The organism is Massilia sp. DD77, assembly GCF_036961685.1.
In the GTDB taxonomy this organism is placed as follows: domain Bacteria; phylum Pseudomonadota; class Gammaproteobacteria; order Burkholderiales; family Burkholderiaceae_D; genus Telluria.
The window spans coordinates 25,940-40,578 of the sequence record NZ_JBAMDH010000007.1 but is presented as its reverse complement, the minus strand read 5'-3'; the positions used below and the strand labels follow the sequence as shown (position 1 = coordinate 40,578).

Genomic DNA, 14,639 nt, shown 5'->3' with positions numbered 1-14,639 from the left:
TCCTAGAACACGCCGAAGAACAGCAGGACCAGCAGGGTCAGGACGACGGATACCAGGATCGAGCCGAGGCAGCCGAGCTTGTTGGAGAAGAACAGGAACATGCGCCATCCCTTCGCGGGGCCTTGAACAGGCAATGGCACGAGTATAACGGCCGCGTCGGCAGGCAGCCGCACGCGTGCCGTGGCTCTTAGGCTGCCGGACTCTCAGGCGCTCAGGCGGGTGTCGCGGCGGACCATGTCCTTCAGGTGTTCGCAGGGAATGGCCGGACTGAAATAAAAGCCCTGCATCTGGTCGCAGCCATGGTCGCGCAGGAAGGTGAGCTGCTCCTCGGTCTCGACACCCTCGGCCACCACCTGCAGGCGCAGGTTGTGCCCCAACGCGATGATCGCCCGCGGAATGACGGCGTGGTCTTCCGCATACAGGTCGCACAGGAAGGAACGGTCGATCTTGATGTAATCGACCGGGAACTTGCGCAGGTGGCTCAGGCTTGAGTAGCCGGTGCCGAAATCGTCGATCGACAGGCGCACACCCAGCGCCTTGAGCTGCCTGAGGGCATCCATGGCGTCGGCCGGGTTGTCCATCAGCTGGCTCTCGGTGACCTCGAGCTCCAGTTGGTTCGGTTCGACGCCGTAGCGCGACAGGGTCGCGGCCAGGCGCTTGGCGAACTCGCGCTGGCGCAACTGGCGCGCCGACAAATTGACCGAGATGACCAGGTCGTTGATGCCGGAGGCGGACAGCGACTTGAGGGCGCGGCAGGCTTCCTGGATCACCCACTCCCCCAGCGGCACGATCAGGCCGGTCTCCTCGGCCATGGGGATGAAGCTGTCCGGCTGCACCTGGCCGTGCTCCGGCCGGTTCCAACGCACCAGGGCCTCGGCGCCGATCACCTTGCCGGTGCGCAGGTCGACCTTGGGCTGGTAGCCGAGCATCATCTCGTCGTTGCGGATCGCGCGGCTGAGGCTGGCCTGGAGCGCGAGGTGCTGGTGCATGGCCCGGCCCAGCTCGGCGGAATAGAACTGGATGTTGTTCTTGCCCAGGGACTTGGCATGGTACATCGCGGCGTCGGCGGCGCGCATCACGCGGTCGACGTTGTCGCCGTCGAGGGGGAACAGGCTGACGCCGATGCTGGTGCCTGGCACGATCTCGCGCCCGCCGACCAGAACCGGGGTGCTGACGCTGCGCCGGACGCGCTCGAGCAGGTCGGCCACGTGCTTGTGGCTGGGCTGCTGGTGGATCAGGAGCACGAATTCGTCGCCGCCGATGCGGGCGACCAGGTCGTCCTCGCGCATGTTGGTGCGCAGGCGTTCGGCGATCTCGCGCAGCACGGCGTCGCCGGCGTCGTGGCCGTAGTTGTCGTTGATATGCTTGAAGTTGTCGAGGTCGAGGAAGGCGAGGGCGCCCAGGGTGGCGTGGTGCACGGAGAATTCGACCGCGAAGCGCAGGCGGTCCATCAGCAGGGTGCGGTTGGCCAGTCCGGTGAGCGGATCGTGGTGGGCCAGGTGGTGCAGCCGCCGCTCGTAGTGGCGCGCCTCGGTGATGTCGTTGATGACGCCGACGAAGTGGGTGACGTCGCCGTCGACGGTGGCCACCGGGTCGATGCGCACCTCGTTCCAGAAGATCTCGCCGTTCTTGCGCGCGTTGCGCAGCACCGAGCGCACGCTTTCCTTGCGCTTGATGGCGTCGCGGATGCGCTTGTGCTCGTGGACATCGCATCCCTCCACCCGCATGAAGCGCGGATCGCGTCCCTTGATCTCGTCGAGCGTATAGCCCGTGATCTGCTCGAAGGCCGGATTGACGTACTCGATCAGGTTGTCGCCGTCCTTGCACACGGTGATGCAGATGGCGTTCATGCTCGAATACAGCGCGCGCTCGCGCACCCGCAGCCCGTGCTCCACCTGCTTGCGCGTGGAGATGTCGAGGCCGGTGCCGAAGATGCAGGGCTGGCCGGCCAGGACGGTGCGGCAGCAATGGAACATGTAGGTGGCGCGCCGCCCGTACTTGCCCACCAGCTCGCCTTCGTGCTCGGACTCGCCGTTCTCCAGGGCTGCGACGAAATATTGCGCCACCTCCTCGCGCACCTCCTCGTCGTAGAAGTCCTTCACCAGGGCGGAGCGCAATTCCTCGGGGGTGCGCTGGAGCGCCTGTTGCAGCAGGCGGTTCCACAGCATCAGGTGGCCCGTCTCGTCGATGACATAGAACACGCAGGGCAGGTCTTCGATGATGTCGCCGATCGGGAGTTCGCGGATCAGGGTCGAGCGCGTCGGGGGCGGTTCGACCGGCAACATCACCACGCTGTAGGATTCCCCGTCCGCGCCGTCGAGGATCTCCGGCGACACCGTCACCCGCACCGGCAGCTTGCGCCCGTCGGCGCACAGGAGCTTGGCGAGGGCGGCGGTGTCGGCCCGCGAGGCCAGCGGTGGCGGATCGCCGCGCGGGGAATCGAAGGCGAGCAGGCCTTGCACGGCCAGGCCGCGAACCTTGTCCGCGGTGTAGCCGGTCACCTGCTCGCAGGCGCGGCTCCAGCGCAGGATGGCGCCACGATGGTCGACGACACAGGCCGCCAATGGAATGGGTGCGCGCTTCACAAGTCCTCCGGTCTGCAATCATGCAGCTGTGCGCGGGAAGGCGATGGAGCAATGATAGCGCGGTCGGGCCGGAGAAGTGGATTGATTAAATGTAACGAACAGCCCCAGGGGGCCGCCGCAACAGCGGACTCAGACGCTGTGCGCCAGCCCCAGGTTCTGGTTGGCGGGCACGGCGATGTCCATCAGCTTGGGACGCGGCAGATCGAGCGCGGCCATCAGGGCGACGAAGTCGGCGCGTTCGCGGTTCGCCAGGCGCGCATTGTGGCGGCGTTCCCAGCCGATGGTCGAGACCGACTGGCCCTTGTAGTCGTGGCCGGGCCAGACCCGGGTGGCGTCGTCCAGCCGGAACAGTTTGCCGGTCACGCTGTCGTAGAGGGCGTCCGCGCTGCCGCTCTGGAAATCGGTGCGGCCGCAGCCGTCGATCAGGAGGGTGTCGCCGGTGAACAGGTTGCCGCGCCACAGGTAGCACATGCTGCCCGCCGTGTGGCCGGGGGTGTGGATCACGGCGATGTGCTCGCGCCCGCCGAAGCGGATCAGGTCGCCGTCATTGAGCTGGACCTGCGCCGGCGGGACGCCGCAGCCGCTCGGCACGCAGGCCTTGGCGCCGGTCAGCGCGTGCAGCTTGCCGGCCGAGGTCACGTGGTCGGCGTGCACATGGGTTTCCAGCACGTGGGTCAGGTGCAGGCCGAGGCGTTCGATGTGCGCCAGGTCGCGCTCCACATGGCGGTCGACCGGGTCGATGATGACGGCGTCGCGGCTGTCGGGCGACACCAGGATATAGGTGTAGGTGGACGACTCGGCGTCGAACAGCTGGATCGGGTTGACTTGCATGCGGCTCTCCTCGGTGGCGGCCGATGTTGTACCACAAGTCAAGGCCCCTGGAAAGCACGGCCGTGCCCGCCGTGCAGCTCAGCGCTGTCCGGCCAGGGTGGCCAGCTTGTCGCGCAGGGTGGCCTCCGACAACTCGCCGACATGGCGCAGGCGCAATACCCCGGAGGCGTCGTAGAACAGGGTGGTCGGGTAGCCGGCCGCCCCGGTCCGGGCCGCGACCCGGCCGGCGGGATCCAGCACGACGTTGCTGAGTTGCAAGCTCTGCGCCGCCAGGAAGCGCGCCACCGTCTCGGCCGATTCGCCCTGATTGACATAGACGAAGCCGACCTCCGGATGGCTGCGCTGGGCCCGGCCGAGGGCCGGCATTTCGCGCCGGCAGGGCGGGCACCAGGTGGCCCACAGGTTGACCACGAGCGGACGCCCTTTGAAACTGCGCAAGGGTATGTCGCTGCCGTCCAGGCGGCGCACCGTCAGCTCGGGCAGCGGGGCGTTCGCCGGCGCCAGGGCCTGGCCGAGCAGGGCGCCGCCCAGCCACAGGGCGGCCCCGGCCAGGCTCGAGGCCAGCAGCGGCCGGCGCAGGGCGCGCTCGCGGCGCACCAGTTCGGCGCCGATGACGCAGGCGGCGAGCAGGCCGGCCGTGGCCTCGAAGCCGCCGTCGCGGATGTCCAGGGCGCCCAGGGGCGCGGCGGCGTAGAGGTCGTGGTGGCGCAGCACGAAGACGGCGCGCGCGGCGATGAAGCCGGCGACGATCGTCTTCCACAGCACCGGGCCGGCGTCGAGGCCGCGGCGGCGGCGGAACCAGTCGGCCACGGTGGTGGCGAGCAGGATCGCGCCGATCGCCAGGGCGGCGTGGAGGGGGATGACGAAGGGGCCGAGGCGGAGCGGGTCCATCAGGCGATGTTCATGGTTTACCCTGGGATCGGCGGCATACCAGCAGCCGGTCGATCCGGTTGCCGTCCATGTCCACGACCTCGAAGCGGTAGTCCTCCCAGTCGAAGAACTCGGACGCCTTGGGGATGTAGCCCAGCTGGTAGAGCACGAAGCCGGCCAGGGTGTGGTAGGCGCCGTTGTGCTCGTCGGGAAAGGCGAGCTCCGACTCCATCAGGTCGCGGAAGCGGTCCAGCGGCATGCCGCCGTCCAGCAGCCAGCTGCCGTCCTGGCGCTGGACGGCGTCGGGATCGTACTCCTCGCCGATCACGGTGACGTCGCCCACCAGTGCGCTCATCACGTCGCTCAGGGTGACCATGCCCTGGATGTCGCCGTATTCGTCGACGATCAGGGCCAGCTCGGCGCGGTTTTTCTTGAACAGCTCCAGCAGGGCCATGGCGCTGACGGTCTCCGGCACGTAGAGCAGCGGCTGGATGGCGGCGTCGAGGTTGATCGCCTCGAGCGAGCCGTGGCGCACCGATTGCGCGAACAGGTCGCGCGCCATCACATAGCCCAGAATGTGGGCGCGGTCGCCGCGGAAGACCGGGAAGCGGCTGTAGGGATGGTCGGCGATCTGCTCCAGGATGGACTTGCGGTCGGCGTCGAGATCGAGCACCACCAGGTCGACGCGCGGCGTCATCAGGGCCTTCAGGTGGCGGTCGTCCAGTCGCAGGGCGCGCGAGACGATGTCGTATTCGGTCTTCTCGAACACCCCGGCGTCGGTGCCTTCCTTGATCATGCCGGCGATGTCTTCCTCGGTCGGCGTCTCGTCCTTGCCGTCGCGGATGCCGAGCATGCGCACGATGGCCTCGGTGCTCAAGGAAAGCACCTTGACGAAGGGCGCCATCAGGGCGGAGAGCACGCGCAAGGGCTGGGCGATCAGGGTCGCCATCGCTTCCGGGTACTGCATCGCGATGCGCTTGGGGACCAGTTCGCCGAGGACGATGGAGGCGAAGGTGATGCCCATCACCACGATGCCCAGCGCGATCTCGCGCGCATACGGGGCCAGCACGGGGTAGGCTTCGAATTCGGGCGCCAGGCGCGACACCAGGGAGGCCTCGCCGAATGCGCCGTTGAAGATGCCGATCAGGGTGATCCCGACCTGCACGGTGGAGAGGAAGTGGCTGGGATTATCGGAGAGTGCGAGCGCCGCGCGCGCGCCGCGGCTTCCTTCTTCCGCGCGCCTTTCCAGGCGCATGCGCTTGGCCGAGACGAGCGCCAGCTCGCTCATGGCGAACACCCCGTTCATGAGAATCAGAACGAGGATGATCAATATGTCTGTCATAAGGGTGGGGCGGGAGCCCTTGTCCGGACTTCTTCCGGGCCGTTACCGGGCACGCCACGCCGGCGTGCCGTGCATCATCGCATGCCCGGCCGTGGAACGGAACACGAATGGCTTACTGATCCGGTCGGAAATATTTACGGATGCCCGCCCAGCACTGCTGGTAGTCGCCCTGGCGCTGCGGCGAATTCAGCGCATGCTCGGTCGGCACGATGACGTGGCGGGTCTCGAACATGAAGGCCATGGTATCGAGCACCTTGTGCGGCTGGCTGGTGTCGGCGCCGCTGGCCTTGTCGAAGGTCGCCGCGTCCGGGCCATGGCCGCTCATGCAGTTGTGCAGGCTGGCGCCGCCGGGCACGAAACCTTCGGCCTTGGCGTCGTAGGCGCCGTGGATCAGGCCCATGAACTCGCTCGCCACGTTGCGGTGGAACCAGGGTGGGCGGAAGGTGTCTTCGCCCACCAGCCAGCGCGGCGGGAAGATCACGAAATCGAGGGTGTCCACGCCCGGGGTGTCGCTCGGCGCCTGCAGCACCAGGAAGATCGACGGGTCCGGGTGGTCGTAGCTGATCGAACCGATGGTGTTGAAATGGCGCAGGTCGTATTTATAGGGGGCGTAGTTGCCGTGCCAGGCCACCACGTCCAGCGGCGAGTGGCCAATCGCGGCGCGCCACAGGCGGCCGCAGAACTTCGCCACCAGCTCGAACTCGCCTTCGACGTCCTCGTACCTGGCCACCGGGGTCAGGAAGTCGCGCGGGTTGGCCAGGCCGTTGGAGCCGATCGGGCCCATGTCGGGCAGCTGCAGCAGGGCGCCGAAGTTTTCGCAGATATAGCCGCGCGCCTGGCCGTCCGGCAGGCTGACGGCGAAACGCACCCCGCGCGGGATCACGGCGATCTCCTGCGGCTCGACCTCGACCAGGCCCAGCTCGGTGGAGATGGCCAGGCGGCCCTGCTGGGGCACGATCAGGAGCTCGCCGTCGGCGTTATAGAAATAGCGGCCGTCCATCGAGCGGTTGGCGGCGTACAGGTGGATGGCGCAGCCGCTCATGGCTTCGGGCGAACCGTTGCCGGCCATGGTGACCCAGCCTTCGACGAAATCGGTAGGCGCGTCCGGCATGGGCAGGGGGCTCCAGCGCATCTGGTCGGGCGGGGCCGGGGTGTCGAAGCGGCTCACGATGCGGCCCGTGTCCATGGGGACGAAGCTGCCGTGCACGGCGGCCGGGCGGATGCGGTACAGCCAGGAGCGGCGGTTGTGGCTGCGCGGCGCCGTGAAGGCGGTGCCGGAAATCTGTTCGGCATACAGGCCATGGGCCACGCGCTGCGGCGAATTGCGGTGCCGCGGCAGCGCGCCCGGCAGGGCTTCGGTGGCGAACTCGTTGCCGAAACCGGACTGGTAGCCGGTGCTTTGACCTGTAAGTTGGCCAATGGGCTGGCTCATGCGGGAATTCTCCTGGCAAAAACTGTGGGACGACGATGCGAAATCGGCTTGGCGCTCACTCTAGAAGAATTCAGGAGGTTTTACGAGATGAATAGAAAAATGTAGACTATTCATCACATCAATATTCCTATTCCCGCGCAGTCCGGAGGCCGACAATGCTGTCGCCGGCACGGAGCCGGGCCGTAGTCGCCCATGATAGGCCCATGATAGAACCGCATACCATCGACCTGAACCTGCTGTCCGTGTTCCAGGAAGTCTACCGGGAGCGCCAGATCTCTTCCGCCGCCAAGCGGCTCGGACTGAGCCAGTCGGCGGTGAGCAATGCCCTGGCGCGGCTGCGGCGCAGCTTCGGCGACGAGCTGTTCGTGCGAACGGCGAGCGGCATGCAGCCGACCCCGCTGGCGATGCAAATGGCGGAACCGATCGGCGTGGCGATGGCGCAAGTGGCCCTGGCGCTGAACCAGCGCAGCCGCTTCGAGCCCGCCACCAGCGGCCGCCGCTTCGTGCTGGCGATGACGGACGTGGGCGAGATTTATTTCATGCCGACCCTGATCGAGCGCTGCCGCCAGCTGGCGCCGTCGGTCGAGATCTCGTCGCTGCGGGCCGGGGCCGTGAATTTGAAGGAAGAAATGGAAGGCGGGCGGGTGGACCTGGCGATCGGGCCCTTCGAGGATGTGTCCGAAGCGCTGTACCAGCGCCATCTGTTCCGCCAGCCTTATGTGAGCATGTTCCGCAAGGGCCATCCGCTGGGGCGCGGTGCAATGAGCCTGGAGCGCTTCGTGCGCGCCGAGCACCTGCTGGTCGATTCGAGCGAAAGCCCCTACGACCGCATCAACCAGGTGCTGGCGCGGGCCGGCGTGGGACCGACGGTGCGCTTCCGGGTGCCGCATTTCACGGCGGTGCCCTATATCGTGAGCACGAGCGACCTGGTCGTGACGGTGCCGCAGAAACTGGCCGAACGCGCGGGCGCGCCCTTCGGACTGGAATGGGCGGCCCCGCCGCTGGACTTGCCGCCGCTGCAGACCAACGTGTTCTGGCACCGGCGCTACAACCAGGATCCGGGCAACCAGTGGCTGCGCGGCCTGCTCGCGGAAGTGTTCGCGGAATGAATGATGTTACGAATGATGGATTGCATGGCGGCGCAGCACGCGGCCACGAGACGACCTAACCCTAGTCAAGAAGGAAGAGAAAATGGCAGACCTGTTTGAGAACCCCATGGGCCTGATGGGCTTCGAGTTCGTCGAGTTCGCATCGCCCACGCCGGGCGTGCTGGAGCCGGTGTTCGAGAAGCTGGGCTTCACCAAGGTCGCGGTGCACCGTTCGAAGGACGTCACCCTGTACCGCCAGGGCGACATCAACTTCATCATCAACAACGAGCCGAAGAGCTACGCCGCCTACTTCGCGGCCGAGCACGGCCCGTCGGCCTGCGGCATGGCTTTCCGCGTCAAGGATTCGCACAAGGCCTACCGGCGCGCGCTGGAACTGGGCGCCCAGGCGGTCGAGATCCCGACCGGTCCGATGGAACTGCGCCTGCCGGCGATCAAGGGCATCGGCGGCGCGCCGCTCTACCTGATCGACCGCTTCGAAGACGGCAAGTCGATCTATGACATCGACTTCGAATTCCTGCCGGGCGTGGAGCGCCATCCGGTGGGCCACGGCCTGAAGATCATCGACCACCTGACCCACAACGTCTACCGCGGCCGCATGACGTATTGGGCCGGCTTCTACGAGAAGCTGTTCAATTTCCGCGAAATCCGCTACTTCGACATCAAGGGCGAGTACACCGGCCTGACCTCGAAGGCGATGACCGCGCCGGACGGCAAGATCCGCATTCCACTGAACGAGGAAGGCAAGGCGGGCGGCGGCCAGATCGAGGAATTCCTGATGCAGTTCAACGGCGAAGGCATCCAGCACATCGCCATGCTGTCGGACGACTTGATCACCACCGTCGACGCGCTGCGCGCGGCCGGCGTGCCCCTGATGAGCGCGCCGCCGGCGACCTATTACGAGATGCTGGAAGGCCGCCTGCCGAACCACGGCGAGAACGTCGACGCGCTCAAGACCCGCGGCCTGCTGCTGGACGGCAGCACCGAGAACGGCCAGGCGCGCCTGCTGCTGCAGATCTTCTCCGAGACCCAGCTGGGCCCGGTGTTCTTCGAGTTCATCCAGCGCAAGGGCGACGACGGCTTCGGCGAGGGCAACTTCAAGGCGCTGTTCGAGTCGATCGAGCGCGACCAGCTCAAGCGCGGCGCGATCCAGGGCGCGGCGGCGGAAGCCTGATCAAGCGTTAGCTGTGCACGTAGGGTGGACGGGAAACCCGTCCACACTACCTGAGCCTTACCTTCAAGTTTGTTATCCTGCATGCTTTCGGCGGCCCACCCGGGCCGCCGCTGCATTCGGGAGCTCATATGTTGGCTGCGTTCGCGGTCCTGCTGGTGTTTCAATGTCTCGGCGAGGGCATCGTCTTCGTCCTCAAGCTGCCCGTGCCCGGTCCCGTGGCCGGCATGCTGCTCCTGATGGCGGCCCTGATCGCCTTCCCCAGGCTGCAGACCCTGGTCGAACAGGCGGCCAATACCCTGCTGTCCCACCTGTCCCTGCTATTCGTGCCGGCCGGCGTCGGCATCGTCGCCGCGGCGGCCAGCGGCAGCGGGCACTGGATCGCGATCCTGGCCTCGCTCGCCGTGAGCACCGTGCTGGCGCTCGCGGTCACCGGCCTGATCCTGCGTGGCATGGATGGCGAGGAAGCCCAGGGCAAGGGGGAGGACAAGCGTGTTTGATCTCCCCGCTTTGGGTCCGTTCTGGGTCTACCTGTCGGCCTCGCCCCTGCTGGGACTGACCATGACCCTGTGCGCCTACCTGGCGGCGCAGTGGGTGTTCAAGCGCAGCAAGGGCTCGCCGCTGGCCAATCCGGTGGCCATCGCGATCGCGCTGCTGGCGGCGGTGCTGTGGCTGTCCGGCATGTCCTACCAGCGCTATTTCGCGGGCGCCCAGTTCGTGCATTTCCTGCTCGGCCCCGCCACCGTGGCCCTGGCGGTGCCGCTGGTGCGCCAGTTGCCGCGCCTGCGCCAGGCCTTCCTGCCGCTCGCGGCGGCCCTGGTGGCGGGATGCGTGACGGCGATCGTGTCGGCGGTCGGTGTGGCGCTGCTGCTCGGCGCCACGCCCGAACTGGCCTACACGCTGGGCCCGAAATCCGCCACCTCGCCGATCGCCATGGCGATCTCCGAACGCCTGGGCGGCATCCCGGCGCTGACCGCCACCATGGTGGTCGGCACCGGCGTCTTCGGCGCGGTTGTCGCGAAATACGTGTTCCAGCCGCTGCGCATCAGGTCGCATGCGGCGCGCGGCTTCGCGCTTGGGCTGGCCTCGCATGGCGTCGGCACCGCGCGCGCCTTCCAGCTCAGCGCCGAGATGGGCGCCTTCGCCGGGCTGGCCATGGGCTTGAACGGAGCCCTGACGGCCCTGGTGGCGCCGTGGCTGGTGCCGCTCGTGGTCGGATGGATGGGCTAAAAAACTTCTGGGCGGCAATGCTGCGCCGCACCATCATGCGCCCGGGTAGACTCGCGTCACACTTTTCAGACGGAGTCGACTGTGACGATATTCAAGACGATCAGCCTCGGCCTGCAGGGCGGGGGTACCTATGGCGCATTCGGCTGGGGCGTCCTCGACCGGCTGCTGCGCGAGGAGTGGCTCGACATCGACGCCATCAGCGGCACCAGCGCCGGGGCCATCAACGCGGTGGTGCTGGCGGACGGCTATGCGCATGGCGGCGGACGGGAAGGGGCGAGGCGCGCACTCGACCGCTTCTGGCGCACCCTGGGCCAGACCGCGATGCTCAGCCCCTTGCAGCGCACCCCGCTCGATCACCTGGCCGGCGGCTTCACGATGGAGCATTCGCCCGCCTATCAGATGCTGGAGATGGCGGGCGCGCTGGCCGGGCCGGTGCTGGACATCCCGGTGACCCTCAACCCCCTGCGTCATTTTCTGCAGGCGATGGTGAACTTCAGCCGGGTGCGCGAGTGCGAGGAGCTGGACCTGTTCATCATGGCCACCAACGTGCGCACCGGCACCGGACGCATCTTCGAGCGGCGCGAACTGGATGTGCAGAAGGTGCTGGCATCGGCTTGCCTGCCCACCGTGTTCGCAGCGGTGGAAGTCGAGGGCGAAACCTATTGGGACGGCAGCTATGTGGCGAACCCGCCCCTGGCGCCACTGGTCGGGCGTGGCGGCGCGCGCGACCTGGTGATCGTGCAGAACAACCCGATCGCGCGCCAGGACCTGCCGCGCAGCATGGCCGACATCAGCAACCGCGCCAACGAGATCGCCTTCAATATCAGCTTCGTGCGCGAGATCAGCGCGCTGCAGCACCTGCATGGCGTGCCTGACGAAGTGCGGGGCGCCGGTGCGGCCACCGATCCGGTGCGCCTGCACCTCATCACGGGCAACGACAGGCTGTCCGAGTACAAGATCTCGGCCAAGTTCAACGCTGAGCCGGGTTTCCTGCAGCTGCTGCACGATCTGGGCGTGGCGACGGCCGAGACCTGGCTGCGCGAACACGCCCAGCACCTGGGCGTGCGCTCGACCCTCGATCCGGCGCCGGTCTATTTTGCCGACCGGCCCGGCGGGTCACGCAGTGTGGCTTAGACCGGGGTCGATTTCCAGGTCTTCTTGGGTCCCAGCGCCTTGGCGGCGAACAGGGCGCTGGCCAGGCCCACCACCATGGCGGCGGTGCTGCCGGAGAAGCCGACCACGTGTTCCTTGGCCAGCTTGCCGGCCTTCGGGCCCACCAGCTGCATGCGGCGGCTGGTCATGCGCGCGCCCATTTCCGACAGCGCCTGGCGGCTGAAGATGGCTTCGGCCTGGGGCAGCAGCTTGGTTTCCTCGTCCGCCACGTGGTGGAACACGTCGCGCATCAGCTCCATCACCAGGTCGTCGTGGCGCGGGTCGGCGCCGCTGGTGCGGCGCAGCTCGGCGATGAGGCGGCGCATCTCGTTGTGTTCCGGCTCGGCCTTGTGGATGAAGGGTTCCTTGGCGTCGCGCGCGCGCATCGCAGGATAAAAGATTTCTTCCTCGAGCGTGGCGTGGATCTCGAGCGCGTCGCAGATGGTGTCGGCCAGGGCTTTCTTGACGGTCGGACGCTTGTCGCGCGAATACTGGTGGAAAGTGACCATCGCGTGCGAATGGTCAAAGCGGATCATGTCCGTAATCGTCGGGCTCAACTGTTTAAGAGAAAACATCGTGGTCTCCTTGGTGGTGGTCGGACCAGCAGGCTGTGCCGGCGGTGTCATCCTTCATCCTAGGGCGTTTCTCATGCGGGGCGCGCACGATTACCCTGCAAGCATCATGGGAATTTCGACCGTGATTGATTGAACGGTTCTCTCGGAAAACTGTTTGCCTGGCTTAACAGCTTGTCACATAAGTCCTACACGAGGACAAGCGAGCACCTGATGACTCACCGGCTGCCGGCCTGCGAACATGGAGCCGTTCGGTTGCCGATCCCGGCGGCAGCCCAGGACCGGCTGCGCGCCAGACGCGCGGCGGCCGGAGTCACCCATCTTCGGAGGAAAACGCTCATGTTTGCACATAACAAACGCTTGCAATACACGGTCCGCGTCAGCGAGCCCAATCCCGCACTGGCCAACCTGATGCTGGAACAGTTCGGCGGACCCCAAGGCGAGCTGGCCGCCGCGATGCGCTACTTCACCCAGGCGGTATCGGAAGACGATCCAGGCCGCAAGGACATGCTGATGGACATCGCGACCGAGGAGCTGAGCCACCTGGAGGTCATCGGCCACATCGTCGCCATGCTGAACAAGGGGAGCAAGGGCCGCCTGGCCGAGGCCGTCGACAGTGAAGCCGAGATGTACAAGGCCATCACCGGACCGGGCAACGACAGCCACATCACCCAGGTGCTGTACGGCGGCGGCACGCCGCTGGTGAACTCGGCCGGCGTTCCCTGGACCGCGGCCTACATCGACTCGATCACCGAGCCGACCGCCGACCTGCGCTCCAACATCGCGGCCGAGGCGCGCGCCAAGATCGTCTACGAGCGTCTGATTGCCCTCACCGACGACCCGGGCGTGAAGGAAGCGCTGGGCTTCCTGATGACGCGCGAAGTCGCGCACCAGAAGTCCTTCGAGAAGGCCTTGTACGCCATCGAGCCGAACTTCCCGCCGGGCAAGATGGCGGCCGACCCGCGCTTCGCGAGCGTGTACTACAACATGTCGCAAGGCGCGGGCGAGATGCGCGGCCCCTGGAACCAGGGCGCCGACTGGGACTTCGTCAGCGACCGCGAAAAGCAGATGGCGGTGGACGGCGGCTCCGGCGAAGCCGAGGTGGCGCTGCCGGCCGGCGACATCGACCTGCTCAAGCAGATGGCGATGCGCACCCAGTCGAATCCGGCATCCTCGCCGCGCACCGGAGCGGAACTGGGCATGAGCATGCAATCGGCCGGCGGTGGTACGATGGGTGGATCGTCGGGCAACGCCATGGGCGAAGCCAACGTCGCCAGCAAGGGCGGCCAGCTCGACGACACGGGCATGAGCAATCCCAAAGGCAGCAAGAAGTCGCTGAAGAAGTAAGACGCAGTAAGCCAAGCCCCGCGCGGCCAGGCTGCGCGGGGTGCTGAACAGGACATTGCATGAATTTTCGAACCGAGAAAGCAGACGGAACACGCGCATTTTCGCGCTCCTTGCCGCGCTGGCTCACCCTGAGGCGCCTGGTCGGGTTCACGATCTGCGCCATCGGCGCGCTCGTGCTGCTGGGCAGCCTGGTCGAGCAGATCATGAACGCCAACCCCAAGATGCATGCCGCCTTGCTGGGCGGCGGCACGGCGGCCGCGGCGACCGCGCTCGGGACCCTGCCGGTCCTGATGGCGCAGAATTTTTCCAAGCGCACCTACGATTGCTTCCTGGGATTCGGCGCGGGCGTCATGCTGGGCGCCACCGCGTTCTCGCTTGTGATCCCGGCCCTGGCCGCGGCCAAGGCGGCCGGAGCGGGCAGCTGGGAAGCCAGCCTGATGGCGGGCGCCGGGATCATGGCCGGCGCCGGCGGCATCATGCTGCTGGGACGCGCGGTGCAGCCAGAGGGCATCCTGGGGAGCGACATCGACGGCACCTCGCTGCGCCGCGCCTGGCTCTTCATCTGGGCGGTCGCCCTGCATAACTTGCCGGAAGGCCTGGCGATCGGCGTGGCCTACGCCGGGATCGACATCGAGAAGGCCAACTCGCTTGCCACCGGCATCTCGATCCAGGACGTGCCGGAAGGCCTGGTGGTCGCGCTGGCCCTGCGTACGGTCGGCTATGGCCGGCTGCTGTCGGTGGGCGGGGGCGTGGTCTCGGGCCTGATCGAACCCGTGGCGGCCGCCTTCGGCGTCGCCCTGATCGGTATTTCGGCCGGGCTCCTGCCATTCGCCCTGGCTGCGGCGGGCGGCGCGATGCTGCTGGTGATCGTGCATGACGTGATTCCGGAATCGCACCGTGGCGGCAATGCGACCGCCGCAAGCATCGCACTGGTCGGCGGTTTCATCCTCATGACGGTGCTCGACACCGCCCTTTCCTGAGCCATCGGTCGACAGGGAAGG

Annotated in this window: 13 protein-coding genes; 7 read left to right on the top strand and 6 right to left on the bottom strand. The window is 67.0% G+C overall.

Features of this window, described 5'->3' with window-relative positions:
* Positions 1-203: 203 nt before the first annotated feature.
* From V7778_RS05395 to hmgA, 5 genes are all read right to left on the bottom strand, one after another.
* On the bottom strand, positions 204-2,585 hold the full coding sequence (locus tag V7778_RS05395) for a sensor domain-containing protein (RefSeq protein WP_335552530.1): 2,382 nt from the start codon (positions 2,583-2,585) through the stop codon (positions 204-206).
* A gap of 129 nt (positions 2,586-2,714) precedes the next feature.
* A complete protein-coding gene (locus tag V7778_RS05390; protein WP_335552529.1) occupies positions 2,715-3,416 on the bottom strand; it encodes an MBL fold metallo-hydrolase in 702 nt (233 codons plus the stop codon).
* 78 nt (positions 3,417-3,494) lie between these two features.
* Positions 3,495-4,307, bottom strand: coding sequence for a TlpA disulfide reductase family protein (locus V7778_RS05385; protein ID WP_335552528.1), 813 nt, complete (start codon positions 4,305-4,307; stop codon positions 3,495-3,497).
* A gap of 10 nt (positions 4,308-4,317) precedes the next feature.
* Entirely contained in the window at positions 4,318-5,628 is a 1,311-nt protein-coding gene (locus V7778_RS05380) for a hemolysin family protein (RefSeq protein WP_442920696.1), read from the bottom strand.
* Between the two features lie 112 nt (positions 5,629-5,740).
* Positions 5,741-7,060 carry a homogentisate 1,2-dioxygenase gene (gene hmgA / locus V7778_RS05375; RefSeq protein WP_335552526.1) on the bottom strand — a complete coding sequence of 440 codons (1,320 nt, stop codon included), beginning with the start codon at positions 7,058-7,060 and terminating at the stop codon, positions 5,741-5,743.
* A gap of 203 nt (positions 7,061-7,263) precedes the next feature.
* Between hmgA and V7778_RS05370 the strand changes: the two genes are divergently transcribed.
* From V7778_RS05370 to V7778_RS05350, 5 genes are all read left to right on the top strand, one after another.
* Entirely contained in the window at positions 7,264-8,169 is a 906-nt protein-coding gene (locus V7778_RS05370) for a LysR family transcriptional regulator (RefSeq protein WP_335552525.1), read from the top strand.
* Between the two features lie 82 nt (positions 8,170-8,251).
* Entirely contained in the window at positions 8,252-9,340 is a 1,089-nt protein-coding gene (hppD, locus tag V7778_RS05365) for a 4-hydroxyphenylpyruvate dioxygenase (RefSeq protein WP_335552524.1), read from the top strand.
* Between the two features lie 128 nt (positions 9,341-9,468).
* Entirely contained in the window at positions 9,469-9,837 is a 369-nt protein-coding gene (locus V7778_RS05360; protein ID WP_335552523.1) for a CidA/LrgA family protein, read from the top strand.
* Entirely contained in the window at positions 9,830-10,567 is a 738-nt protein-coding gene (locus V7778_RS05355; protein ID WP_335552521.1) for an LrgB family protein, read from the top strand. The genes V7778_RS05360 and V7778_RS05355 overlap by 8 nt, the downstream gene beginning before the upstream one ends.
* An 81-nt stretch (positions 10,568-10,648) precedes the next feature.
* Positions 10,649-11,701, top strand: a complete 1,053-nt coding sequence (locus tag V7778_RS05350) for a patatin-like phospholipase family protein (protein ID WP_335552519.1) — start codon at positions 10,649-10,651, stop codon at positions 11,699-11,701.
* Here the strand turns inward: V7778_RS05350 and V7778_RS05345 are convergent.
* Complete coding sequence (locus tag V7778_RS05345) at positions 11,698-12,294, bottom strand: hemerythrin domain-containing protein (protein WP_335552517.1); 597 nt, start codon at positions 12,292-12,294, stop codon at positions 11,698-11,700. The two genes, V7778_RS05350 and V7778_RS05345, sit on opposite strands and share 4 nt — an antisense overlap.
* A gap of 336 nt (positions 12,295-12,630) precedes the next feature.
* On the opposite strand from V7778_RS05345, the gene V7778_RS05340 reads away from it, so the two are divergent.
* Positions 12,631-13,638, top strand: coding sequence for a manganese catalase family protein (locus tag V7778_RS05340; RefSeq protein ID WP_335552515.1), 1,008 nt, complete (start codon positions 12,631-12,633; stop codon positions 13,636-13,638).
* 59 nt (positions 13,639-13,697) lie between these two features.
* Positions 13,698-14,618: a ZIP family metal transporter gene (locus tag V7778_RS05335; protein WP_335552513.1), complete on the top strand. Its 921-nt coding sequence runs from the start codon at positions 13,698-13,700 to the stop codon at positions 14,616-14,618.
* Positions 14,619-14,639: the final 21 nt, after the last annotated feature.

What these genes read in the sequence shown, in the direction of transcription:
- V7778_RS05390 (WP_335552529.1), bottom strand. Translation starts at nt 3,416, where the DNA reads ATGCAAGTCAACCCGATCCAGCTGTTCGACGCCGAGTCGTCCACCTAC.
- V7778_RS05385 (WP_335552528.1), bottom strand. Translation starts at nt 4,307, where the DNA reads ATGGACCCGCTCCGCCTCGGCCCCTTCGTCATCCCCCTCCACGCCGCC.
- V7778_RS05380 (WP_442920696.1), bottom strand. Translation starts at nt 5,628, where the DNA reads ATGACAGACATATTGATCATCCTCGTTCTGATTCTCATGAACGGGGTG.
- hmgA (WP_335552526.1), bottom strand. Translation starts at nt 7,060, where the DNA reads ATGAGCCAGCCCATTGGCCAACTTACAGGTCAAAGCACCGGCTACCAG.
- V7778_RS05370 (WP_335552525.1), top strand. Translation starts at nt 7,264, where the DNA reads ATGATAGAACCGCATACCATCGACCTGAACCTGCTGTCCGTGTTCCAG.
- hppD (WP_335552524.1), top strand. Translation starts at nt 8,252, where the DNA reads ATGGCAGACCTGTTTGAGAACCCCATGGGCCTGATGGGCTTCGAGTTC.
- V7778_RS05360 (WP_335552523.1), top strand. Translation starts at nt 9,469, where the DNA reads ATGTTGGCTGCGTTCGCGGTCCTGCTGGTGTTTCAATGTCTCGGCGAG.
- V7778_RS05345 (WP_335552517.1), bottom strand. Translation starts at nt 12,294, where the DNA reads ATGTTTTCTCTTAAACAGTTGAGCCCGACGATTACGGACATGATCCGC.
- V7778_RS05340 (WP_335552515.1), top strand. Translation starts at nt 12,631, where the DNA reads ATGTTTGCACATAACAAACGCTTGCAATACACGGTCCGCGTCAGCGAG.
- V7778_RS05335 (WP_335552513.1), top strand. Translation starts at nt 13,698, where the DNA reads ATGAATTTTCGAACCGAGAAAGCAGACGGAACACGCGCATTTTCGCGC.